Origin of the sequence: Streptomyces sp. C36, assembly GCF_040932295.1 — a bacterium.
GTDB classification, from domain to species: Bacteria; Actinomycetota; Actinomycetes; order Streptomycetales; family Streptomycetaceae; genus Streptomyces; species Streptomyces triculaminicus.
On sequence record NZ_JBFQGI010000003.1, the window covers coordinates 774,240 to 796,290 of the forward strand.

At 73.4% G+C, this 22,051-nt stretch carries 18 protein-coding genes; 6 read left to right on the top strand and 12 right to left on the bottom strand.

Annotated features, from left to right (window positions below):
• Positions 1–18: 18 nt before the first annotated feature.
• Positions 19–3,405, bottom strand: coding sequence for a bifunctional lysylphosphatidylglycerol synthetase/lysine--tRNA ligase LysX (gene lysX, locus AB4K12_RS13220; protein WP_368434384.1), 3,387 nt, complete (start codon positions 3,403–3,405; stop codon positions 19–21).
• A gap of 230 nt (positions 3,406–3,635) precedes the next feature.
• Between lysX and AB4K12_RS13225 the strand changes: the two genes are divergently transcribed.
• Positions 3,636–3,830, top strand: coding sequence for a hypothetical protein (locus tag AB4K12_RS13225; RefSeq protein WP_086571502.1), 195 nt, complete (start codon positions 3,636–3,638; stop codon positions 3,828–3,830).
• A gap of 30 nt (positions 3,831–3,860) precedes the next feature.
• On the opposite strand, the gene AB4K12_RS13230 is transcribed toward AB4K12_RS13225, so the two are convergent.
• From AB4K12_RS13230 to AB4K12_RS13240, 3 genes are all read right to left on the bottom strand, one after another.
• The gene (locus tag AB4K12_RS13230) at positions 3,861–5,267 is read right to left on the bottom strand and encodes a family 2B encapsulin nanocompartment shell protein (protein ID WP_368434385.1); all 1,407 of its coding nucleotides are present in this window, start codon (positions 5,265–5,267) and stop codon (positions 3,861–3,863) included.
• A 125-nt stretch (positions 5,268–5,392) separates the two neighbouring features.
• Positions 5,393–6,805: a family 2B encapsulin nanocompartment shell protein gene (locus tag AB4K12_RS13235; RefSeq protein ID WP_368434386.1), complete on the bottom strand. Its 1,413-nt coding sequence runs from the start codon at positions 6,803–6,805 to the stop codon at positions 5,393–5,395.
• Positions 6,806–6,985: 180 nt separating this feature from the next.
• The gene (locus AB4K12_RS13240) at positions 6,986–8,224 is read right to left on the bottom strand and encodes a phosphodiester glycosidase family protein (RefSeq protein ID WP_368434387.1); all 1,239 of its coding nucleotides are present in this window, start codon (positions 8,222–8,224) and stop codon (positions 6,986–6,988) included.
• A 200-nt stretch (positions 8,225–8,424) separates the two neighbouring features.
• Here AB4K12_RS13240 and AB4K12_RS13245 point away from each other — a divergent pair, with 200 nt between their 5' ends.
• Together AB4K12_RS13245 and AB4K12_RS13250 are read left to right on the top strand one after the other, a co-directional pair.
• Positions 8,425–9,282 carry a phosphatidylinositol-specific phospholipase C/glycerophosphodiester phosphodiesterase family protein gene (locus tag AB4K12_RS13245; protein ID WP_368434388.1) on the top strand — a complete coding sequence of 286 codons (858 nt, stop codon included), beginning with the start codon at positions 8,425–8,427 and terminating at the stop codon, positions 9,280–9,282.
• A gap of 165 nt (positions 9,283–9,447) precedes the next feature.
• Entirely contained in the window at positions 9,448–9,858 is a 411-nt protein-coding gene (locus AB4K12_RS13250) for a hypothetical protein (protein ID WP_368434389.1), read from the top strand.
• A gap of 22 nt (positions 9,859–9,880) precedes the next feature.
• On the opposite strand, the gene AB4K12_RS13255 is transcribed toward AB4K12_RS13250, so the two are convergent.
• Complete coding sequence (locus tag AB4K12_RS13255; RefSeq protein WP_368434390.1) at positions 9,881–11,125, bottom strand: SWF or SNF family helicase; 1,245 nt, start codon at positions 11,123–11,125, stop codon at positions 9,881–9,883.
• Entirely contained in the window at positions 11,122–14,061 is a 2,940-nt protein-coding gene (locus AB4K12_RS13260) for a DEAD/DEAH box helicase (RefSeq protein WP_368434391.1), read from the bottom strand. The genes AB4K12_RS13255 and AB4K12_RS13260 overlap by 4 nt, the downstream gene beginning before the upstream one ends.
• A 266-nt stretch (positions 14,062–14,327) precedes the next feature.
• Here AB4K12_RS13260 and AB4K12_RS13265 point away from each other — a divergent pair, with 266 nt between their 5' ends.
• The gene (locus AB4K12_RS13265) at positions 14,328–15,380 is read left to right on the top strand and encodes a fatty acid desaturase (protein ID WP_368434392.1); all 1,053 of its coding nucleotides are present in this window, start codon (positions 14,328–14,330) and stop codon (positions 15,378–15,380) included.
• Here AB4K12_RS13265 and AB4K12_RS13270 read toward each other — a convergent pair.
• The 5 genes from AB4K12_RS13270 to AB4K12_RS13290 all read right to left on the bottom strand — a co-directional run bounded on the left by AB4K12_RS13270 (position 15,364) and on the right by AB4K12_RS13290 (position 19,593).
• Positions 15,364–16,401 (bottom strand): TolB family protein, encoded by a 1,038-nt coding sequence (locus AB4K12_RS13270; RefSeq protein ID WP_368434393.1) that lies wholly within the window; start codon positions 16,399–16,401, stop codon positions 15,364–15,366. The two genes, AB4K12_RS13265 and AB4K12_RS13270, sit on opposite strands and share 17 nt — an antisense overlap.
• Complete coding sequence (locus AB4K12_RS13275; RefSeq protein ID WP_368434394.1) at positions 16,398–17,681, bottom strand: MFS transporter; 1,284 nt, start codon at positions 17,679–17,681, stop codon at positions 16,398–16,400. The genes AB4K12_RS13270 and AB4K12_RS13275 overlap by 4 nt, the downstream gene beginning before the upstream one ends.
• A gap of 2 nt (positions 17,682–17,683) precedes the next feature.
• Complete coding sequence (locus AB4K12_RS13280) at positions 17,684–18,577, bottom strand: alkaline phosphatase family protein (protein WP_368434395.1); 894 nt, start codon at positions 18,575–18,577, stop codon at positions 17,684–17,686.
• 166 nt (positions 18,578–18,743) lie between these two features.
• Entirely contained in the window at positions 18,744–19,049 is a 306-nt protein-coding gene (locus tag AB4K12_RS13285) for a hypothetical protein (protein WP_242705291.1), read from the bottom strand.
• Positions 19,050–19,164: 115 nt separating this feature from the next.
• Positions 19,165–19,593: a PPOX class F420-dependent oxidoreductase gene (locus tag AB4K12_RS13290; protein ID WP_362261347.1), complete on the bottom strand. Its 429-nt coding sequence runs from the start codon at positions 19,591–19,593 to the stop codon at positions 19,165–19,167.
• A gap of 124 nt (positions 19,594–19,717) precedes the next feature.
• On the opposite strand from AB4K12_RS13290, the gene AB4K12_RS13295 reads away from it, so the two are divergent.
• Positions 19,718–20,146, top strand: coding sequence for a roadblock/LC7 domain-containing protein (locus tag AB4K12_RS13295; protein WP_368434396.1), 429 nt, complete (start codon positions 19,718–19,720; stop codon positions 20,144–20,146).
• 66 nt (positions 20,147–20,212) lie between these two features.
• Entirely contained in the window at positions 20,213–21,151 is a 939-nt protein-coding gene (locus AB4K12_RS13300) for a DUF6397 family protein (protein WP_368434397.1), read from the top strand.
• A gap of 29 nt (positions 21,152–21,180) precedes the next feature.
• On the opposite strand, the gene AB4K12_RS13305 is transcribed toward AB4K12_RS13300, so the two are convergent.
• Positions 21,181–22,044: an acyl-CoA thioesterase gene (locus tag AB4K12_RS13305; protein WP_368434398.1), complete on the bottom strand. Its 864-nt coding sequence runs from the start codon at positions 22,042–22,044 to the stop codon at positions 21,181–21,183.
• Between the last annotated feature and the right edge of the window lie 7 nt (positions 22,045–22,051).

Here is a 22,051-nt window from a genome sequence, read left to right on the forward strand (position 1 = left end):
CCGCGAGATGACGCCGGCTCAGCGGTGCCGCACCAGCGGAAACGGCAGCGTCTCGCGGATCGACAGCCCCGTCAGGAACATCACCACCCGGTCCACGCCGATCCCCAGCCCGCCCGTCGGCGGCATCGCGTACTCCAGCGCGCGCAGGAAGTCCTCGTCCAGCTCCATCGCCTCCGGATCGCCGCCCGCCGCCAGCAGCGACTGGGCGGTCAGCCGGCGGCGCTGCTCGACGGGGTCGATCAGCTCGGAGTAGGCCGTCCCCAGCTCCGTACCGAAGGCCACCAGGTCCCAGCGCTCGGCCAGGCGCGGATCGTGACGGTGGGGGCGGGTGAGGGGCGAGACGTCGGTGGGGAAGTCCTTGTAGAAGACCGGCAGCGTGGTCCGCTCCTCCACCAGGCGTTCGTACAGCTCCAGGACGATGTCGCCGCGCCCGTTCTCCGGCCGGTGCGGCACGCCCGCCGCGTCGCAGTGCGCGCGCAGCGCCTCGACCGTGGTGTCCGCGCCGATCTCCTGGCCGAGCGCCTCGGAGACCGCGCCGTAGACCGTCTTGACCGGCCACGTCCCCGAGATGTCGTGCTCGACGCGCCGGCCGTCCGCGTCCGCCCGAACCGCCACCGGCGCGCCGTGCGCGGCGACGGCGGCCTGCTGGATGAGCTCGCGGGTCAGGTCCAGCATCACCTGGTAGTCGGCGAAGGCCTGGTAGGCCTCCAGCATCGTGAACTCCGGGTTGTGCTTGTAGGACACACCCTCGTTGCGGAAGGTGCGGCCCATCTCGAAGACCTTCTCCATGCCGCCCACGCACAGCCGCTTCAGGTACAGCTCCGGGGCGATGCGCAGGTACAGGTCGAGGTCGTAGGCGTTGATGTGGGTGGTGAAGGGCCGGGCGTTCGCGCCGCCGTGCACCTGCTGCAGCATCGGCGTCTCGACCTCGAGGAAGCCGCGGTCGAGCAGGCCCCGCCGCAGCGCCTGCACGGCCGCGCTGCGCTCCCGTACGGTCTGCCGGGCCCGCGGCGAGATCGCCAGGTCGACGTAGCGCATCCGCACCCGCGCCTCGGGGTCGCTCAGCCCGTGCCGCTTGTCGGGCAGCGGCCGCAGGCACTTCGCGGTCATCCGGGCGGCGGTGACGAACACCGACAGCTCGCCGCGGTCCGTGGTGGCGACCTCGCCCTCGGCCTCGATGTGGTCGCCGAGGTCGATGTGGGTCGCGAAGCGGCGCAGCAGGTCCTCGCCGGAGCCGTCGCGGCTGAGGACGAGCTGGAGGTCGCCGGTCCAGTCGCGCAGCACGGCGAAGGCGATCCCGCCGTGGTTGCGGATCAGCAGCACGCGGCCGGCCACGACGACCCGCTCGCCGGTACGGGCCGACGGGCCCAGCCCGGCGTGCGCCGCCCGGATCGCGGCGAGGGTGTGGGTGCGGCGGGCGTTCACGGGATAGGGGTCGACGCCGGCCTCGCGCAGCCGCTCCAGCTTGCGCCGCCGTACCCGCACCTGTTCCGGCAGGCCGGCGAGCTCGTCCTGGCCGGCCGCGCCCGCGGCCTCGGCGCCGGTGAAGCCGAGTTCGGACAGGGAGGGCAGCCCGGCGGTGGAGGCCGGCCGCGCCCCGCCCCCGCGACGCGCCCCGCCCCCGCGGCGGCCCCGGCTCCACAGCTTGCCCAGGCTCGGCACGGCGACGAACCCCTCCGCGATGCCGGCCGCCAGCCCGATCCGGGCGAGCGCTCCCGCGTCGGCGTAGCACAGGAACCGCGGATGCCACTCCGGGTTGTACTTCACGTTCGAGCGGTACAGCGCCTCCAGCTGCCACCACCGGGAGAAGAAGAGCAGCAGCTTCCGCCACAGCCGCAGCACCGGTCCGGCCCCGATCCGCGCGCCCTCCTCGAAGGCCGAGCGGAAGACGGCGAAGTTCAGCGAGATCCGCTTGACGCCGAGCCGCCCGGCCTGCGCGCACAGCCGCGTGACCATGAACTCCATCACGCCGTTGGGCGCCGACCGGTCGCGGCGCATCACGTCCAGCGACACGCCGTCGGTCCCCCAGGGCACGAACGACAGCAGCGCGATCATCGTGCCCTCGCGGTCGAACGCCTCCACCAGCAGGCAGTCGCCGTCGGCAGGATCGCCCAGCCGCCCCAGCGCCATGGAGAAGCCGCGCTCGGTCTCGGTGTCCCGCCAGGTGTCGGCGCGCCGGATGACCTCGCCCATCTCCTCGTCGGACAGCGCCGAGTGACGCCGGACGCGCACGGTGGCGCCCGTGCGCTCCACCCGGTTGACCGCCTGCCGGGTCACCCGCATCTCGCGGCCCTCGAGGTCGAAGGAGGCCACCTGCAGGACGGCCTCGTCGCCCAGCTGCAGGGCGCCCAGCCCCGAACGGGCGTAGGCCCGCGCGCCCTCCTCGCCGGCGCCCATGACGGCGGGCTGCCAGCCGTAGCGGCCCGCGAGCTCCAGCCAGGCGTCGACGGCGGGGGTCCACGCCTCGGGGTCGCCCAGCGGGTCGCCGGAGGCCAGGCAGACCCCCGCCTCCACGCGGTAGGTGATCGCGGCCTTGCCGCTGGGGGAGAAGACGACGGCCTTGTCGCGGCGCGTGGCGAAGTAGCCGAGCGAGTCCCGGCCCCCGTAGCGGGCCAGCAGGGCGCGGATGCGCGGCTCCTCGTCGTCGTGCAGGGCCGCCTCCAGGCGCTGCGAGCGGAAGAGCGCCGTGGCCGCGTTGAGCAGGGCGAGGGCCCCGAACAGCCCCAGCAGGAAGTACACCCAGTGCGGCGGGTGACCGGCGAAGTGGCGGCCGCTGAACAGACCGCCGAAGACCCTGTTGACGACGAACAGCAGCCGGTTCCCGCCGCCCTGCTCCAGCGTGCCGGGGAAGACCGAGACCAGGGCCCAGCCGAGGAGTACGGCCACGGCGAGCCCGGCCGCGAGGACGAGCAGGGCGCGCAGGAACGCGCCGCGCCGCGAGGCGGCGTAGAACTCCCGCCGGGCCAGGATCAGCAGTGCCATCGCGGCGACGCACAGCACCAGCGAGGGGATCATGTCCCAGTAGCCCACCGCCGCCAGCAGCGCGTCCGCGAGCAGCAGCAGGGTCAGATAGCCGAGGACGAACCACAGCGCGACGCGCTTGCGGGCCGCCATGGCTGTGGCGAGCAGCAGCAGGAAGACGGCGAGGGCGAGGTTCGGGGCGGTGGGCACGGTCAGCAGGTCCATCGCGTCCGTCAGCGGCGCCGCCGCGCGCCGCAACGGGGGGATCAGCGCGGTCACCGCGCAGAAGAGGCCGACCAGCCCGAAGAAGATCGCGAACCCGTTGGGCACGCGGTGCAGGAAGCGGTGCCACGCCGTGTCGCGCCCGGTGCCGGGGACCGCCGCCTCCCGGGCCCCGGCCTCCGGCGCCGGGGCGCCCTCGCGGTCCCGGACAGTGCGGCTCATTCCGTCAGCCTAGGCATGCCACGGCGCCGTACGCCTGTCGAAGAGCGCGGGCCCTTCGACAGACGGGCGACAGCCGGGTGCCCGCGTTCCGCCCGCACGCACCCGGCTGTCGCCCGTCCACGGCCGAATCGGTGATTTCCTACCCGAATGGAGGATGCCCGTCGCGCCGGTCGCCGCGGTGGGATGAGCGAGACTGGCGGTCGACCGCCGCTCCTCCGAGGAGGTACACCATGGCCGTTTCCATCTCCGTGGTCCTGTTGCTTCTGGTCCTGGCGGTGGTGTTCATGCGCAGCGGGGGCTTGCGCTCCTCGCACGCGCTGGTCTGCGTCCTGCTCGGCTTCCTTCTGGCGAGTACGAGCATCGCGCCGACCATCTCCAACGGGCTCACCGCCACCGCGCACCTCGTCGCCGGCGTACGGCCGTGACGGCTCGGTGCCGGCTACGGCCGTGACGGCTCAGCGACCGATCTCTACGTCCTCCAGGACGCCGAGCGCGTCGGGCACCAGGATCGCGGCCGAGTAGTAGGCGCTCACCAGGTAGGACGAGACGGCCTGCTCGTTGATGCCCATGAAGCGCACGTTCAGGCTGGGCTGGTACTCGTCGGGGATGCCGGTCTGGTGGAGGCCGACGACACCCTGATTGTCCTCGCCGGTGCGCATCGCGATGATCGAGCTGGTGCCCGTCTCGCTGACCGGGATCTTGTTGCAGGGCAGCAGGGGGACGCCGCGCCAGGAGCGCACCGCCGTGCCGAGGACGTCGATGTTCTGCGGGTAGAGGCCGCGGCTGTTGCACTCGCGGCCGAACGCGGCGATCGTGCGCGGGTGGGCCAGCAGGTACTGGGTCTTGCGGCGCCGGGAGAGGAGCTCGTCGAGGTCGTCGGGGGTGGGCGGGCCGCCGCGGGTGTGGATGCGCTGGCCCAGGTCGGCGTTGTGCAGGAGGCCGAACTCGCGGTTGTTGACCATTTCGTGTTCCTGGCGTTCGCGCAGGGCCTCGATGGTCAGCCGGAGTTGTTGCTCGACCTGGTTCATGGGCTCGTTGTAGAGGTCGGCCACCCGGGTGTGGACCCGGAGAATCGTCTGGGCGACGCTCAGTTCGTACTCGCGCGGGGCGAGTTCGTAGTCCACGAAGGTGCCTGTGATGGCCGGCTCGCCGGAGTGCCCGGACGTCACGGCGATGTCGGCTTCGCCGCGCTTGTTCGCCGGCGGCGTGCTGCGGTTGGCGAAGTCCGCGACATGGGTGCGCAGGGACTCCGAGCGGTCGGCGAGCTCCTGGAAGGCCTGCAGCGGCAGGGCCAGGACTGTGCAGCGGGTCACCGCCCGGACGGTGAAGTGCCAGGTGGCGTCGGGCTCGAGGGGCACGCGCTCGCCGAAGTAGTCGCCGTCGGCCAGGGTGCCGAGGGAGGTCTCGTCGCCGTATTTGCCCGTGCCGGTCCTGGCGAGTTTGCCGTGGGCGATCAGGAAGACGTGATCGGCGGGCTGCCCCTCGGCCACGAGCGTGTCGCCCGCCGCGTACTCCCGCTGGACGAAGGCGTCCGCCAGCGCCTCGAGCGTCTCGGCGTCCTCGAACCCTCGGAGCAGCGGCAGTTCACCCAGCTCCGGCGGGATGACCCGGACCTCCGAGCCCGTCGAGACGAACTCGACGCGGCCGTCGCCGACGGTGTAGGTCAGCCGCCGGTTGACCCGGTAGGTGCCGGCCGACACCTGGACCCAGGGCAGCACGCGCAGCAGCCAGCGCGAGGAGATCCCTCGCATCTGGGGTACGGACTTGGTGGTCGTCGCGAGCTGGCGTGCCGCGTCCGTGCCGAGGCTCAGCTGGTCCTGTGCCGGCTGCACGGAGCTCTCCGGCTCCACTGACGTGCTCATTGGTGGTGATCACCCATCTGTGAGAAGGCTGGGACGGGACATGAGACGAGAGGGGCTTGCGAGGGCATGCCGGAGAGCCGGGCGGCGGCTGTGCCCCGGAACGGGGCCCGCCCGGCCTTTCCCCGTCAGTGCCCGATTTCGACGTTCTCGAGAATTCCGAGAGCGTCGGGCACAAGAACAGCCGCTGAATAGTAGGCGCTCACCAGATAGGAGATGATGGCCTGTTCGCTGATCCCCATGAAACGCACCGAGAGGCTCGGCTGGTATTCATCGGCGATTCCCGTCCGGTGCAGTCCGACGACACCCTGGGACTCCTGTCCGGTGCGCATCAGCAGGATGGAGCTGACGCCGGTCTCGGTGACCGGGATCTTGTTGCACGGGAAGATCGGCACTCCGCGCCAGGCCGGCAGCTGGTGGCCGCCCACGTCCACGTGGTCGGGGTAGACGCCCCGGCGGTTGAACTCGCGCGCCATCGCCGCGATGGTGCGCGGGTGCGCCAGCAGGAAGCCCGGGTCCTTCCAGACGGTCGCCAGCAGGTCGTCGAGGTCGTCGGGGGTGGGCGGGCCGCCGCGGGTGTGGATGCGCTGCCTCAGGTCGGCGTTGTGCAGGAGGCCGAACTCGCGGTTGTTGACCATTTCGTGTTCCTGGCGTTCGCGCAGGGCCTCGATGGTCAGCCGGAGTTGTTGCTCGACCTGGTTCATGGGCTCGTTGTAGAGGTCGGCCACCCGGGAGTGCACCCGCAGGACCGTCTGCGCCACGCTCAGCCCGTACTCGCGGGGGGAGGGCTCGTAGTCCGCGAAGACACCAGGCAGCACAGGCTCCCCGCTGTGGCCGGAGGAGACGTCGATGGCGGACTCGCCCTGGTCGTTCTGCGGCCGGAGGGAGCGGGCGCGGAACGCCTCCACATGGGAGCGCAGGGCCTCGGAACGCTCCAGCGCCTCCTCGAACTCCCGGCGCGGCAGCGTCAGGACCGTGCAGGCGGTCACCGCGCGGACGGTGAAGTCCCACTCGCCGGCCTCGGCCGCGGCCAGCGCCCCGTCGCCGAAGTACCCGCCGCCGGCGAGCACGCCCAGCACGGCCTCGTCGCCGTACTCGCCCGCGTGGACCTTTTCGGCCTTGCCGTGGGCGATCAGCACCACCTGGTCGGCCGGCTGCCCGGCCTCCACCAGCACCTCGCCGGGCCGCAGCTCCCGCTGGGCGAAGCGGCCCGCCAGGCCCTCGAGCACCTCGGGGTCGGAGAACCCGCGCAGCAGCGGCAGCTCGCCCAGCTCCGCCGGGATGACCCGCACCTCCGCGCCGGTGCTGAAGAACTCCACCCGGCCGTCGCCGAGCGTGTGCGTCAGCCGTCGGTTCACCCGGTACGTACCGCCGGAGACCTGCACCCACGGCAGCAGCCGCAGGAGCCACCGGGAGGTGATCCCCTGCATCTGCGGTACGGACTTGGTCGTGGTCGCCAGATTCCGGGCTGCCTGAGTGCCCAGACTCAGCCGGTGCGGCGGATCGTCCGTGCCCGTCCCGGACTCCACTGACGTCGTCATATGCGAATGCCCACCCATCCCAAAACGGCTGTACCCGAAACGGCTGCGTTCATTGCGATCGCGGGCCCCACGGAATACCCGGGCGGAGGCTGCCGGGAATTCCCGCGTGGCTCCTCTCGAAGCTAGCAGCGGCATTCGCCGGGCGCGATCACTCAAACGGATGGGATTGAAGTGTGATTGTCAGGGGCTGATAAAGACGCCGATGCCGTTGGCCACGGGCCGCTCGGCGCCGCCCGACGGATGGTTGCGCACGACCGGACGCCCGCCGCCCCGGCCGCGGGTGACCAGCGTGGTGGAACCGCCCCCGTCCAGGTTGAAGGCGTCGACGGCGCCGATCGCCCGCATCGTCCAGGCCAGTTCCGGCACGGTCAGCCCGGAACGGTAGGCCGGGTCGCCGTCCAGCGCCAGCAGGTACAGCCGACGCCCGTGCGAGGCCAGGCCCGCGGCGGTGCGCACGGCCGCCGTCACCGGGTCCAGCCCCGAGGCCGTCCGCCCGCCGCGCAGGACCGGGAAGCCGCCGACGGCGAACGACAGAGCTCCACGGCGCCGGGCGCGCAGATGCTGCCCCACCGTCACCCGGTCGCCGACCGACAGCTTGCGCAGCTCGCGCGCACCGTCCTCCCGCCCCACCAGCACCACCGAACCCTGGGCGATCGGGCCCCGCCCCGGCCGTTCCGTCGCCGCCGCCACCCGGCCGCGCCGCACGGTCAGTTCGTAGGTGTTGTCGCTGCACGGACCACCCCGGTCGGTGTCCGTGCCGCAGGTGGCGCGCACCCGGGAGGCCCGGCCCCAGGCGGGGGTGAACGCTCCGATGCCGTCCACCGGAAGCGCGTACTGATTGAAACCGTTCAGCGGCAGCTCTCCGTCCGGCGTGCGCAGGGATCCCTCCAGCGTGAGCCGGTCCAGGCGGCCCACCCCGTTCGTCCCCACGCCGAGGACGTCCTCGGTGGTGACGCCCGTCGGCATCGCGGGCCCGAAGCGCTGGCTGTCCGGCACCGCCGCCTTCAGCGCCCGACCGTCCGCGATGGCCGGTCCCACCGGGGCGCCCGTCGCCTCGACCCCGGGATGCTGCGTCTCGGTGATGTTGAAGAAGTCCCCGTTCACCGCGCCCACCACACCCCGCCTGTCGGCCAGTTGCGACACCCTGGCCCGCTCCGCCACGGCGCCCGGGTGCAGCAGATCCACCGACACGTGCGGGTCGCGCAGGTCGACGGTGAGCAGATGCCCGTACGCCGGTCCGTGCGAGCCCTTCAACGACAGGCCCCGGTACGTCACTCCGGGCCCCAGGGAGGCCGGAGCCTCGAGCCGCAGCGGGGAGGCCTCTTCCGTGCCGGCCCACGCCGGGCCGCCGGCGATCAGCGAGACCCAGGCCACCAGCACCGCGGTGACCGCGCGTACGCGGCGAACTCGTCTACCCATTGTCACCCCAGAGGTCTCGGCAACTCCGCCATGACACAAGGGCCTTATTCATGCCCCGAAAGAACAGCGGGCAACGCTCCGGAGTCGACCCCGTCAACTCTCGGCACGGCCCTGTCGCACGGCCCGATGGGCCCCGATACTCACAGACGTCGGCGCGCGCAGGCCGCGCCTATTCGCTCACCGAGCCGGGAGGCACCGCGATGCCCCGTACGCGCCGAGCCGCCGTCATCACCCTGGGAGCCGCCCTCGCGGGGTCCTTCGCCGCCCCCGCGCGCGCCGCCGCCCACGCCCCGGCGGACGCGGCGCGCCCCCGGCCGCCGCTGCGCCACGCCCACGCGCACAACGACTACGCGCATCCGCACCCCCTCACCGACGCGCTCGCGCACGGGTTCTCCAGCGTCGAGGCCGACATCTGGCTGGTCGGCGACCGGCTCCTCGTGGGCCACGACGCCTCCGACCTCGACCCCGCCCGCACCCTGGAGGCCCTCTATCTCGACCCGCTCCTGCGCCGGGTACGCGCCCAGCACGGGCGCGTGTATGCCGGATACGACCTGACGCTGCAGCTGCTCATCGACATCAAGTCCGAGGGGCAGGCGACCTATCGGGCGCTCTCCCGGCACCTGCGCCCCTATCGCGCCATGCTCAGCGTCTGCTCCGGCGGGCGGGTGCGCCGCGGCGCGGTCGCCGCCGTCGTCTCCGGAGACCGGGGCGCGCGGATCCCGATGGAGGCGGAGCGGGTGCGGTACGCCTTCTACGACGGCCGCCTCGCCGACCTCGGCGGCGCGCCGGCCTCCTTCGCGCCGCTCGTCAGCGACAACTGGACGCAGTACTTCACCTGGCAGGGCGCCGGGCCCATGCCCGAGCGGGAGCGGGAGACGCTCATACGGATCGTCACCACCGCGCGGAGCGAGGGCCGGAAGGTCCGCTTCTGGGCCACGCCGGACCGGCCCGGCCCGGAGCGCGAGGCGCTCTGGCGGGAGCTGCTGGCCGCGGGGGTCGACTACCTCAACACGGACGACCTGGCGGGCCTGGAAGCCTTCCTCCGGGCTGCCCGCTAACAGGGTGATCGCTCTCATCATCGGCCAAATCGTACGGTTGCGGCGACCTTGCGCCGGGTGCGCCACGCGGCCCGCGGCGGTGGAATGTCGCGGTCCAGCGGGGAACGTGTAGCGGAACCGTCACCGCGCGGCCGTGGTCGTCCGCCCGCGGGGGACGCTGGTCCCATGGCCACTCCACCCGGATCGCCACCCGGCCCCCCGTACGGCCCGCCCGCGGGACCGCCGGCTCCGCCGGCCGGCGGCTTCGGCCCCGGCGGACCCTCCTGGTCGCCCGATCCGCCGCCCGGCGGAGGGCGGCGGATCGCGCTGGCCGTCATCGCACTGCTGGCGGTGGCGGCTCTCGGCCTCGGGACGGTGCTGATCATGGGGCACCGGAGCGACGGCACGCCCGGCCAGGACGCCTCGGCCGGCGGGCGCGGCGAGGCGTCGCCGTCCTTCTCCCTGCCGTCGGGATTGCCATCGGGCCTGCCGTCGTCGCTGCCGTCGGGCCTGCCGTCAGGTCTGCCGTCGTGGCTCCCCTCGGGGTTGCCCACGAGCCTGCCGTCGGCCTTTCCCACCGGTGTCTTCGGGCTGTAGACGGCGCCCTCCGGCCGCCGGGTCAGTCGCCCGCGAGCACACCGGCGAGAGCCGCCGCCGGATCGTCGTCGCCCGGGCCGGCGGGCTGCCAGTGGCCGCCCTCCTTGCGGAACGGCCACCAGCGCCCCTCGCGCCCGTAGCGCACCTGGGCGCCCGTGCCGAGGGCCGTCCAGCGGTTGCCGGCCGCCCTCAGCCGCGGGGCGCCGTCCTCGTCCTGCCACGCGGCGGCCAGGCGGTCGCGGGCCCGTGCCAGTTCCGCGGGCCCCGGCGTCCACTCCTCCTCCAGGGCGGCCAGCCCCGCCGGTCCGCCGTACTCCCAGGCCCGTACCGCCCGGGCCAGCTCCGCCCGGCCGTAGCCGCAGCCTGCCGCGAGCCGGGCCGTGACGCGCTCGGGCGGCGCCGAGGCGGCCATGCGGACGGCGTCCTGGCGAAGCGTCGGCTCCTCGGGCGGTGACGTGTGCTCGTGGCCGGGCGCCAGGGCCTCGGCCAGCAGCTGACGGGCCCGCGCGGCCGCGTCGGCGATCAGGAACTCCAGCGCGCCGGCGTCCAGTCCGGGCGCGGGGGAGGTGCCGCCGGTGAGCACGGGCGGGCGGCACGGCGCGTCGACGGCGGGCAGGGGATCCGGCAGCGGCGGTACGAGCCAGCGCACCGCGAACGCCTCGTGCGCCGGTATGCCGGCGGGCGGCTCGGGTGTGTGCGCGGTGGCGTGCACCGCACTGCGCGCCTGCACCTCGTCCAGCAGCTCGCGTTCGCCCCGGCCGCGCAACAGCAGCAGGACGAACGGGTCCTGGTCGAGCAGGCGCGCCACCTGATGACACAGCGCGGCGGTGTGCGGGCAGTGGTCCCAGGCTTCGCAGGTGCACTCCGGCTCCAGGTCGCCGATGCCGGGCAGCAGTTCGACGCCGACCGCGGCGGCGTCCTCGCCCAGGTGCGGCGGCATGTCGCGGTCCAGCAGCGCCGCGATGTGCCCCGCCCGGTCCGCGACGAGGGTGAGGAAGCGGTCCCAGTCGGCCTCGGACAGCTGCTGGACCAGCACGTCGGAGCGGTGGGCCGTGCCGTCCGGGTCGCGCACGAGCGCGGTGATCCGGCCCGGGCGTACGGACACCGCGCCGACCGCCCCCGCACGTGCGTGACGGCGGCCGGCCTTCACCTGCTGGCCGTCCAGCGCGCTGTCCTCCAGCGCCCGGAGCCAGGCCAGGCCCCACCAACTGCCGGCGAAGGCCCGGTCCCGCACGGGCGGCAGCGCCTCAAAGGTGCGTTCGGTCATCGAGTGGTCCCCCTCAGTTCGACGAGCTCGGCGAGTTCCGCGTCGGTCAGTTCGGTCAGCGCCACCTCCCCGGCGTCCCCGAGCACCGCGTCGGCCAGTGCCTGTTTGCGGTGGAGCATCTCGGCGATCCGGTCCTCGATCGTGCCCTCGGCGATCAGGCGGTGCACCTGGACGGGCTGGGTCTGGCCGATGCGGTAGGCGCGGTCGGTCGCCTGGGTTTCGACCGCGGGATTCCACCAACGGTCGAAGTGCACGACGTGCGCGGCACGCGTGAGGTTCAGCCCCGTACCGGCGGCCTTCAAGGACAGCAGGAAGACCGGGACCTCGCCGTCCTGGAAGCGGCGGACCATCTCCTCGCGTCCGGCCACCGGAGTGCCGCCGTGCAGGAACTGCGCCGGGACGCCGCGCGCGGCCAGATGACGCTCCAGGAGACGCGCCATCTGGACGTACTGCGTGAAGACGAGCACGCTCGCCCCCTCGGCGAGGATGGTGTCCAGCAGTTCGTCCAGCAGCTCCACCTTGCCGGAGCGGCCGGCGAACCGGGCGGTGTCGTCCTTGGGGGCGTGTTCCTTCAGGAACTGCGCCGGGTGGTTGCAGATCTGCTTCAGGCCGGTGAGCAGTTTGACGATCAGTCCCCGGCGTTCGAGGCCGTCCGCCTCGCCGACCTCGGCGAGTAGTTCGCGGACCATCGCCTCGTACAGGACCGTCTGCTCCTTGGTGAGCGCGACCGCCCGGTCCGTCTCGGTCTTGGGAGGCAGTTCGGGCGCGATGCCGGGGTCGGACTTGCGGCGGCGCAGCAGGAACGGGCGGACGAGCGCGGCGAGCCGCTCGGCCGCGGCCGGGTCGGCGCCGCCCTCGACGGCCTGGGCGTAGCGCCGGCGGAAGCCGCTCAGCGAGCCCAGCAGGCCGGGTGTCGTCCAGTCGAGGATGGCCCACAGCTCGGAGAGGTTGTTCTCGACCGGAGTGCCGCTGAGCGCGACCCGTGCCCGCGCGCCGATGGTGCGCAGCGCCTTGGCGGTCGCGGAGTAGGGGTTCTTGACGTGCTGGGCCTCGTCGGCGACGACCAGGCCCCAGGCGGTGCCGGCCAGGGCCTCGGCGTCCAGCCGCATGGTGCCGTAGGTGGTGAGGACGAACTCGCCGTCGGCCAGGGTCTCCAGGGAGCGCGCGGAACCGTGGAAGCGGCGCACGGGGGTGCCGGGGGCGAAACGTTCGATCTCGCGCTGCCAGTTGCCCATGAGGGAGGTGGGGCACACCACAAGGGTCGGGCCGGCGGCTTCGGGCAGGGTCTGGCGGTGCAGATGGAGGGAGATGAGGGTGATGGTCTTGCCCAGGCCCATGTCGTCGGCCAGGCAGCCGCCGAGGCCGAGCGAGGTCATCCGGTTCAGCCAGTCCAGTCCCCGCAGCTGGTAGTCGCGCAGGGTGGCGGCGAGCGCGGCCGGCTGGGCGACCGGCTCACGGGTGGCCTCGGGGTCGGCGATGCGGTCGCGCAGGGCCGCCAGCCAGCCGGTGGCCTCGACCTCGACGGTCTCGTCGCCGGTGGACCGGGCCCGGGCCCGGCCGGTGAGCGCGGCGCCGAGCGCCTCGACGGGGGTGAGGGCGCGGTCCCGGCGCTCGCGGGCGCGGCGCACCGCCTCGGGGTCGACGAGCACCCACTGGTCGCGCAGGCGCACGGCGGGGCGGCTCGCCTCGGCGAGCACGTCGAGTTCCTCCTGGGTCAGCTCTTGGCCGCCGATGGCGAAGCGCCAGCTGAAGGCGAGCAGGGCGTCGGCGGAGAGCACGGACGGCGGACCCTCGCGGTGGCCGGGCGCGGGAGCGTCCTCGTCGTCGGGCGGGCCGACGACGGCGCGTGCGGTGAGCTTGCGCACGAGCTCCCGGGGCCAGTGCACCTCGACGCCGGCGGCGTCCAGCGCCACGGAGGCGGCGCCCAGCAGCTCGCCGGCCTCCTCGTCGGCGAGGTCGACGGCGTCCGGAACGGCCGCCGACAGCAGGGGCGACAGCGCGGGCCAGGCGCTCGCCGCGCGGCGCAGCGCGAGGAGCGCGTGCATGCGCGTGCCGCGCCCCCATGCGCTCCCAGCGGGGGTGGCGCCGGACCATACGTCCGCCGCGTCCGCGACGAGTGCCGGGTCGCTGAGGCTGTGCAGCTGGAGCACGGCCCGGAAGCGCGGGTGGGCGGTCCGCTCCCCGGCGTCGTCGCCGGACGCGTCTGCCGGGCCGGTCAGGCCGAGGACCTCGACGCGCAGGGACAGCCGTACGCCCGCGTCGTGGCCGGCGGAGACGTCCGCGGCCCAGGACCGGTGCTCGGGCAGCTTCTGCGGCTCCGGTGCCGCGAAGGCGCGGCCGCCGGAGGCGAGGGCGGCGGCCGGGGAGCGGGGCAGGCCGTCGGCGACGGCGTCGAGGAAGGCGCGGACGAGCGACTCGGGCTCGCCCAGCAGCGGCGGACCGTCGCCCGGCAGAGGGACGGCGTGCGCGGCCGGCGGCATGGCGGCGGCCAGTTCGCGCACCCGGTGCTGGTCCTCGGGGGTGAGCGGGCCGACGCGCCAGGCGTCGTGGTCGGCGGCGGTCAGCCCGGGCAGCAGCCTGCCGCGCGCGGCGAGCTGGAGGGCGAGCACGGCGGCGGCTCCCCAGAAGGCGGCCGCCTCGTCGGTGCCGGCGGCGCGGGCGCGGGTGAGGACGGGCAGGGCCTGGCGCACGGGGAGAACGACGGCGCGAACGACCGTGGTGGTGACGTCCGGGCCGTCGGGGACGACGACGGTCAGCTCTTCGACGGCCGGACCGGCGTCGCCGCCCGCCGCGACGGGCGGTTCGCCGTCCGGCAGCCAGAACGCGACGCGTCCCGTGCGGGCGGGGTCTTCGGGGAGGAAGACCGCCGTGCAACGCGCGAGGAGGTGGACATCGGAGGGCGGTGCGGCAGAAAGCGGAGTCACAGGGCTGCGCATTCCTCAAATTTGACTAGCCGGAGTCGGAGTCGCCGAGGGTACAGGTCCGGCGCCCCGGACGAAGCGATTCAGCATGTGATGTGCGCCATGCCGCCGGAGGGGCCCTCGGCCCCCGCCGCACCCGGGGGCTGTCCCCCCGTCGGTACGGGTGATGACCCCCCGCCGGTCCGGGTGGTGACGCCATGGTCCGCCAAGGGCCCTGCTCCGTACGGTCCTTGAGGTCGGACCGACCGCCGGAAGCCGCTGATCGAGCCATCGGAGACCTCATGCCCCAGGCCACTGCCGTCCGTGCGGAACCCCGCGCGGGCAGCGACTTCGCCCCGCTCCTGCGACAGGTCAGGGCGGCGGGCCTCCTCGAGCGCGACCGGCGCCGCTACGCCCTGACCGTCGCGGCCGACCTGCTCTCCCTCGCCACGACGGCCGCCGCCGTCGTGGCCCTCGGCGACACGTGGTGGGTTCTTTTCCTGGCCGTGCCCGCCGCGGTCTTCTCCGCCCGTGTCGCCTTCGTCGGCCACGACAGCGGGCACGCCCAGATAGCCGCCACCCGCCGCGTCAACCGCCTGCTGGGGCTCGTGCACGGCAATCTGCTGCTCGGCATGAGCCACGCCTGGTGGAACGACAAGCACGTCCGCCACCACGCCAACCCCAACCACGTCGAAAAGGATCCCGACGTGGGGGTCGGCGTCCTGGTGTGGACCGAGCGGCAGGCCGCCCGCCGCGAGGGCCTCGCACGGTGGCTCACCCGGCATCAGGCGCGGCTGTTCTTTCCCCTTCTGCTGCTCGAAGGCATCAATCTGAAGGTTTCGGGCGTGCTCGACCTCAAACGGCAGGAGGCGGGCGAGCGCGGGGTCGAGGCGCTGTTCCTGGCCCTCCACGCCGCCGGCTACGCGACCCTGCTGCTGTCCGCCATGTCGCCCGGCAAGGCGCTCGCCTTCGCCCTGCTCCACCACGCCCTCTTCGGCCTTCACCTGGGCATGGTCTTCGCCCCCAACCACAAGGGCATGGAGATGCCCGAGCCCGGCGGCGAGCGCTGGGGGCACCTGCGCCGGCAGGTGCTCACCTCCCGCAACGTACGCGGCGGACCGGTCACCGACTGGTTCATGGGCGGGCTGAACTACCAGATCGAGCACCACCTCTTCCCGGGCATGCCCCGGCACCGCCTGCGGCTCGCCCGGCCTCTGGTGCGCGCCCACTGCCGGGAGACGGGCCTGCCGTACACGGAGACCGGACTGCTCGGCTCCTACGCACAGGCGCTGCGCCACATGCACGAGGTCGGCGCCCCGCTGCGGGGTGGGGAACCCGTCAGGAACGGCCGGTGAAGGCGGGGGCGAGAGCCGCCGCCATGGTCACCCGGGGGGCGCCGGAGCCGTCGGCGGGAACGGTCCACAGGTCGGAGCCGTAGTCGCCGGGCAGCGAGTACACCAGGGTGTCCGCGTCCCGCCAGACGGCCTGGTCGTCGATGTTGCGCCGCTCGGCGGTGGGGCTCTCGCGCAGGGTCCTCAGGTCCAGTACGTACAGCCGCCAGGGCGCGTCGGAGGAGGCGCCCTGGACGCGCTTCTTGTAGGCGATGCGCGTTCCGTCGGGGGACAGGGACGGGCATTCGACGTTCTCGTGCAGCGCGCGCAGGGTCCTGCTCCCGCGGTCCCCGCGCACCAGATAGGTCGTGCCGCCCGTCGCGACGGTGGCGTAGAAATGGGTTTCGTCGGCGAAGGTGACGCCCCAGACGTTGATGTCGGCGGCCTTGTGCGGACGGTCGTCCAGGAAGAGGGAGTAGGCCTCCAGGTCGCGGTCCAGCTCTCCGGTGCGCACGTCCAGGACCGAGGTGCGGGTGGAGAAGGCCGTCCCCGCGTAGGAGTCGCCGCTGACGAACACCGTCCAGGCGACGGTGTGGCCGTCGGGGGAGACGCGGGCGCGAGTGGGTATGCCCGCGAGGTCGTAGCGGCGCAGCTCGCGCAGGTGCGCGTCGAGAACGACGGCCCGGTAGCGGTCACGGAGTCCGCCGCGCACCGCCTGGAGGCAGACGCCCGTTCCCCCGGCCGCGTGGAAGCGCAGGCAGCGGACGCCGGAGGCGGTGCGCGGGCCGGAGGGGTCGTCGGCGGACACCGAGGCGATCTCGTCGCGGTGCGGGCCCCAGGCCATGTTGCGGAAGACGCCGCGGCCCGGGGCGTCCAGGGTGACCTTGCCGGAGCGCACGGCCGGGCCGCCGGAGCGGGCGCGGTCCTTCTCGCCGGCCCGGTCCGCCGCGCGCAGGGTGGCACCGACGGCCACGGTGGTCAGCAGCAGGACAGCGGTGAGCAGGATGAACAGGCGGTTCCTGCGGTCGAGGGGGGCGCGGTTCACCGTGCGTGCTCCGGCGTGACGTCGGTGGGGGACGGGCGCAGCAGCAGCGCGCTGAGCGCGGCGGAGACCAGCAGCCCGGCCGCCGCGGCGCCCAGGGCCGTACGGTCGCCCCAGGCGGTCCAGGCGGCGCCGAACGCGATCGAGCAGACGAAGCGGGCGGCCGCCTGGCCGGTCTGCACCACGGCCAGTCCGCTGCCGCGGATCGCTCGGGGCACGGCGTCGGCGGTCGCCGCGGCGAGGACGCCGTCGGTGGCGGCGTAGAAGGCGCCGTGCAGGGCGAGGACGACGGCGGCCAGGGCCGGTGAGCCGCCGAGCGGAGCGAGGAGCAGGACGTACGCCCCGAGCAGCGCGAGGTGGCCGCAGAGGAAGAGCCGGCGGCGGCCGAAGCGGTCGGCGAGGGTGCCCAGTCCCACCGCCAGCAGAAGGAACGTCCCCGCCGTGCCCAGGGGCAGCAGCGGGAACCACGCCTCGGGCAGGTCCAGGCGGCGCTGCAGGGTGAGGTAGAGGAACGAGTCGCTCACGGTGGTCAGGCCGAGCAGCATCGCGCAGCCGGTCAGCCGGCGTACGCCGGGCCGTCGCAGCACCTCGCGCAACGGAACCCGCGCTCCGGTGCGCCGGGGACGCGGACCGTGCGCGGGGTTCGGCCGCCCGCCGGGCACGAACAGCAGCAGGACCAGGACCCCGAGCGCCGCCACGCAGCCGCTCACGGTGAAGACCGCGTCGTACCCCTCGGCCGCGGCCCGCAGGATGAGGAAGGCGCACAACGGGCCCAGCAGTGCCCCGGCGGTGTCCATCGCGCGGTGCACCCCGAAGGCCCGGCCACGGCCGCCCGGTTCGCAGGCCAGCGAGATCATCGCGTCGCGAGGTGCCGTGCGCAGTCCCTTGCCGGTGCGGTCGGCGGCGAGGACGGCGCCGATCAGGGGCAGGCTGTGCGCGACGAGCAGCAGGGGCTTGCACAGCGCGGAGATGCCGTAGCCGACGGCGGCCACGGTCTTGTGGCCGCCGTCGCCGCGGTCGGAGAGCCGGCCGCCGAGGAGCCGCACGAGCGCGCTGACCCCGTTGTAGACGCCGTCCAGGAGGCCGAACCCCAGGGGTGACAGGCCCAGGCCGGTGACGAGGTAGAGCGGCAGTACGGCGGTGACCATCTCGGAGGAGACGTCGGTGATCAGGCTGACGGCGCCCAGGGTGAGCACCGTGGCCGGTAGGGCGGCGGTCCGCCGGCCGGGAGCGATGTCGCGACCGGCGGTGTCCGCGGTGGTACGGCTGTCCGCGAGGTACACGGTCAGTTGTTCCAGATGCCGGTGATGTCCTTGGCGTTCGCGGCGTTTCCGGCGTGCGGCAGGCCGTGCATCGTCTCGAGTGTGCGCAGCACGTCGTAGTGGTTGTACGTGGTGGCGGAGGTGGCACCGGCCTTGACCTGCTGGCCGTAGAGGACGGTGGGTATGCGGTTGCCGCTGAGGCGGTTGTCCTCGTCGAAGGTGATCAGCAGCAGGCTGTTGTGGGTCTTGGCCCAGTCGGCGTAGCCCTTGAGGTTGTTCTTGAGCCAGGTGTCGCCGGTGCCCACGGAGCAGTCGTGCATGTCGCTGCACATGTTCGGCACGACGAAGGAGACCGTCGGCAGGGTGGCGTAGTCGCGGGGGAAGGCGCCGAAGGTGTGCGCGGTGCTGGTGGGGACGTTGTCGAAGCCGAACCACGGGTTGTGCTTCTGGCGGTACTTGCCGCTCGAGCAGGTGGTCGACCCCTCGGCCGGCAGGGATTCGTTGTAGCTGGCCCAGGTCTTGCCGTTGGCCATGAGCTCCGAGGCGAGGTTGGCCTCGTCGCTGAAGCCGGGCTCGACGCAGCTGTCGTCGGTGATGCCCTGGGTGTCACCGGAGAACAGGGCGTAGTAGTTGGGCTGGCTCGGGTGGGTCTCGGCGTACGAGGCGGTCAGGCTGGCGCCGCCCGCGGCGAGGGAGTTGATGTACGGCGCGCTGGAGCTGCCCATGACCTGGCCGTAGCCGTGGTTCTCGAATACGACGACCACGACACGGTCCGGGGTGGGCACGGCCGGGGCGGCCGCGGAGTCCGAGGCCCACAGGCCCAGGGACGTGGTGGCCAGCCCGAAGGCCGTGGCCAGGGCGAGGGAGTAGCGGCGGCGGGGCGGGCGGGGGCTGTCGGAGCGGGCTGCGGCGGGCACGAGGTCCTCCGTGCGAGGGAAGTCGGTGGGGGCGCGCGGGGTGCGATGGCAGCGTAGGACGCACGACGTGACATGTACACGACTTCAAGATGACGGATCGGGGAACGCCCGCCGAGCGGGAGACGACGCCGCGTCACGCGCGGCGCCGCGTCCGGTGAGGCGGCCTTCAGGCCGCGGGCAGCCCCAGGAGTGTGCGCGCCACCGTCTGCGGTGACTCGTCGCGCTCCCGGGCCAGCGCTATGACGGCCCGGCACGCCAGCTCGTTCACCCCGAAGCCAAGGGCCTCGGGGGAGACCCAGCGGGCCGCTTCCGCGCTCTTTTCGACGTCGTTCTCGGCGCAGGCCGCCACATAAACCGCCGCGGCCTCGAAAAGATTGCGCTGCCGCGCCCGGCCGGAACCGGGACTCGCCGAGGGTCCCGGGGCGGGTGCCTGCCGCGCCTCTTCGACTCGCCTGCGAAGTTTCTCGAACACGCGGATCACCTGCCCCCATGAGCGGCATTTCCTGCGGTCGTTCAAGTGTTCCCGGTGGTAGGGGAGTTGAACCTCCGACGAATGACGGGGAGCCGACCGTGCCCGATGCCCGGTGCTACTCGGCGACCGCCGCGACCGCCACCACGTTCTCGACCTGTACCCGGACGACCAGCTCGCCCGGAACACCATTACGGGCCCCGTACTCCTCCGCGCGCTCCTTTCCCATGTACCGTCCGCCGATCGTCGTCGCCCACGCGCGGATCTCGTTCAGATCGTCGCTCAGACGCGCCCGTCCCTGCACCGTGACAAAGGCGTACGGCGGCTTGTCGTCGTCCACGCAGAGCGCGATCCGGCCGTCCTGGGAGAGATTGCGGCCCTTGACCGTTTTCTTGCCCGTGTTGAAGACGAGGTCGTCACCGTCGAGAACGAACCAGATGGGGGCGATGTGCGGGCTGCCGTCGGGCCGCACCGTGGCGAGTTTGCCCGTACGGCCGTCCGCCGAGAGAAATTCCCGCCACTCTTCTTTGCTCATTTTCCGTGCCATGTCCCCATCCTGTGCCAACTGGCGCACAGACGCGTGCCGACGGGCCGGGCGGGTTGCCGGGAGCACAGAGGTGAGCGAGGCTTGCACGGCACTTACGGGGAATTGCGGAACGGGGAGGCGGGGTATGTCGATCGGCAGGGAACTCGACGCGATGCTGGATGGTCTGACGGAGCGCGTGGGGGAAATACGACACGCCCTGGTGCTGTCCGACGACGGACTGGTGACGGGGGCGAGCGCGAGCCTGGAGAGGTCGGACGCCGAGCGTCTGGCGGCCGTGGCGTCGGGGCTGCACAGCCTGGCCAAGGGTACGGGCCGCCAGTTCCGGGCGGGCCGGGTGCGGCAGACGATGGTCGAGTTCGACGGCGGCGTGCTGTTCGTGACCGCTGCCGGGCAGGACAGCTGCCTGTGCGTCCTGGGCGGCGCCGACGCCGACATCGGCCGCATCGGCTACGAGATGACGCTGCTGGTCAACCGCATCGATGGTCGGCCGGAGGGCGGCGGGTCCGGGGATGACGGGCCGGGGGAGCGGGCCGGGAGTTATCCACAGGCCTGACGCGCTGTCGTACCCGGGCGCTACCTTCGTCACTGTCAGTGATCGACCGATGGTGGGGAGGACGTCATGACGGTACGACAGGACCAGGACCGGCACGTCGCCGAGGAGACGGTGCCGCAGGCGCGGGCGGCCAGGGAGCTGGAGCTCAAGCCCCGGGAGCTCGAACTGGCCGTCCAGCTGGGGGAGGTGCGCACCGTCGCCGCGGAGCCGGGCGGCCGGCGGCGGGTGCCCCGGCAGGAGATCGAACGCCACCGCTCCGCCGAGGGATTCCCCAAGGCCCTGCGCACCCGGCTGTGGGTCGTGGGTACCACGGAGGGCGCCGAGCTCCTGGGCATCGGTCCCGCCCGCTTCGCCCGCCTCGCCCGGGGCGGCTGCTTCGCCCCGGTGCGCTTCTACGTCAACCGCTACCGCGTCGTCGTCTGGTCCTACCTGGCTTCCGACCTGGCGGATTTCGCCGACGGCAACCCCGAGCTCCTGACCGGCCGCACACCGGCCCTGCTGAAGGCCGCCCTCGACAAACACCCCGACCGGCGTGCCCGCGGCTGGCGCGCCCGCCGGCTCGACCAGCTGACGGCCCAGGCCGGCGACCCCTGGGAACGGGCGGCGGTGCCCGCCGCCGTGCTGGACCCCGGCGAACTGGCCCGGGCGGTACCCGACCCGGACGAGCGGGCCTACCTGTGCGCGCTGCGCCCCGCGCTCGTCCCGTCCCGGCCGGACGCCGCGGCCGCGCGCGACATCGTCGACGACCTGCTGCTGGCGGAGGACCCGGACGAGATCGAGTGGTACCGGCACTGCCTGGCCGCGGCGCTGGCGCAAGCCCGCACCGCCCGGCCGGCACCCGGCCGCGCCCACCCGCCCACCGCCCCGCCGGCACCCGCCGCCCCCGCCGGGGAGAGGAAGCCACCGGAGACGGACACCGGACGGGCGGGTGAACGAGCGGGTGAACGGGCGCGGCCACCGCGATGGCGGGCATGGCTGCGGCCGAGGGCATGGCGCCGGACATAGCGGAAGGCGGACGGGACGTCGGCGGCCGTTCAGCCGTGCCGGCGGAAGAGCCCTTCCTGCATCACCGACACCAGGAGCCTGCCCGCGCGGTCGAAGATCAGGCCACGCGCCAGGCCCCGGGCACCGGTGGCGATGGGCGACTCCTGCTGGTACAGGAACCACTCGTCCGCGCGGAAGGTCCGGTGGAACCACATGGCATGGTCCAGCGACGCCATGTCGAAGCCCCGCGGCCCCCACAGCGGCTCGACCGGCAGGCGCACCGCGTCGAGCAGCGTCATGTCGCTGGCGTAGGTGAGCGCGCAGGTGTGCACGAGCGGGTCCTCGCCGAGCGGACCCACCGCGCGCATCCACACCGCGCTGCGCGGTTCGGCCTCCCGCAGTTCCTCCGGAGTCCAGCGCAGCCGGTCCACGTAGCGGATGTCGAAGGCCATGCGGCGTTCCATGCGCTCCAGCGCCTGGGGCAGCTCGCCCAGGCGGTCGCGGATCTCGTCCGCGAGCCGGGGCAGTTTCTCCGGCTCCGGCACGTCCGGCATCGGCACCTGATGCTCGAAGCCCGGCTCGCTCTGATGGAAGGAGGCGGTGAGATTGAAGATCGTACGGCCCTGCTGGACGGCCACCACCCGCCGTGTGGTGAAGGACCGTCCGTCACGCACCCGCTCGACCTGGTACACGATCGGCACGCCCGGCCGCCCCGGGCGCAGGAAGTACGCGTGCAGCGAGTGGACCGGACGGTCCCCGTCCGTGGTCCGGCCGGCCGCCACCAGCGCCTGGCCGGCCACCTGCCCGCCGAAGACGCGCTGGAGCGACTCGTCCGGGCTGCGGCCCCGGAAGATGTTCAGGTCGATCCGCTCCAGGTCGAGCAGGCCCACCAGACGGTCGGCGGGACTCGTCATCGCCACT

Bases quoted from the DNA above. Each gene is read 5' to 3' on its own strand.
- AB4K12_RS13305 (WP_368434398.1), bottom strand. From the start codon at position 22,044: ATGACGAGTCCCGCCGACCGTCTGGTGGGCCTGCTCGACCTGGAGCGG.
- AB4K12_RS13300 (WP_368434397.1), top strand. From the start codon at position 20,213: ATGACGGTACGACAGGACCAGGACCGGCACGTCGCCGAGGAGACGGTG.
- AB4K12_RS13240 (WP_368434387.1), bottom strand. From the start codon at position 8,224: ATGGGTAGACGAGTTCGCCGCGTACGCGCGGTCACCGCGGTGCTGGTG.
- lysX (WP_368434384.1), bottom strand. From the start codon at position 3,405: ATGAGCCGCACTGTCCGGGACCGCGAGGGCGCCCCGGCGCCGGAGGCC.
- AB4K12_RS13230 (WP_368434385.1), bottom strand. From the start codon at position 5,267: ATGAGCACGTCAGTGGAGCCGGAGAGCTCCGTGCAGCCGGCACAGGAC.
- AB4K12_RS13235 (WP_368434386.1), bottom strand. From the start codon at position 6,805: ATGACGACGTCAGTGGAGTCCGGGACGGGCACGGACGATCCGCCGCAC.
- AB4K12_RS13255 (WP_368434390.1), bottom strand. From the start codon at position 11,125: ATGACCGAACGCACCTTTGAGGCGCTGCCGCCCGTGCGGGACCGGGCC.
- AB4K12_RS13225 (WP_086571502.1), top strand. From the start codon at position 3,636: ATGGCCGTTTCCATCTCCGTGGTCCTGTTGCTTCTGGTCCTGGCGGTG.
- AB4K12_RS13290 (WP_362261347.1), bottom strand. From the start codon at position 19,593: ATGGCACGGAAAATGAGCAAAGAAGAGTGGCGGGAATTTCTCTCGGCG.
- AB4K12_RS13265 (WP_368434392.1), top strand. From the start codon at position 14,328: ATGCCCCAGGCCACTGCCGTCCGTGCGGAACCCCGCGCGGGCAGCGAC.
- AB4K12_RS13295 (WP_368434396.1), top strand. From the start codon at position 19,718: ATGTCGATCGGCAGGGAACTCGACGCGATGCTGGATGGTCTGACGGAG.
- AB4K12_RS13245 (WP_368434388.1), top strand. From the start codon at position 8,425: ATGCCCCGTACGCGCCGAGCCGCCGTCATCACCCTGGGAGCCGCCCTC.
- AB4K12_RS13250 (WP_368434389.1), top strand. From the start codon at position 9,448: ATGGCCACTCCACCCGGATCGCCACCCGGCCCCCCGTACGGCCCGCCC.
- AB4K12_RS13260 (WP_368434391.1), bottom strand. From the start codon at position 14,061: ATGCGCAGCCCTGTGACTCCGCTTTCTGCCGCACCGCCCTCCGATGTC.